This is a genomic window from Streptomyces sp. AB3(2024) (genome assembly GCF_041862025.1).
Lineage (GTDB): Bacteria > Actinomycetota > Actinomycetes > Streptomycetales > Streptomycetaceae > Streptomyces.
Genome location: NZ_JBGWAB010000383.1, coordinates 1 through 283 on the forward strand (window position 1 = coordinate 1; position 283 = coordinate 283).

At 68.2% G+C, this 283-nt stretch carries 1 pseudogene; it reads right to left on the reverse strand.

From position 1 onward, the window contains the following. Window positions 1-283: pseudogene (locus ACEPPI_RS40875) on the reverse strand (hypothetical protein); the annotation flags it as partial.

A 283-nucleotide genomic window follows, 5' to 3' on the forward strand; every position in this document is an offset into this window, starting at 1 on the left:
GGCCATCGGGTTTGTCCGATGTCGGTGTCGAGGAGATCGAGGAGGTGGAGTTGGACGCCGCGGTTGATATGGACGGTTGGCGGGTCGGTGACGTTTCCGATCCGCAGGGTGGTTCGTCGAGGTGGCGGATGCCGGCGCCGGCCTTCCAGACGAGCGTGCCGCGGTGGGTGGTGGTGTCCTCCAGGACCCGGTATGTCTCCCGTTCCGCCTCCGGTTTCCTCTCATCCCGCTCGGGCACCCAGTCCACGGCCTGGGCCCGCTCAGGGTCCAGGGCCGCGTAGAC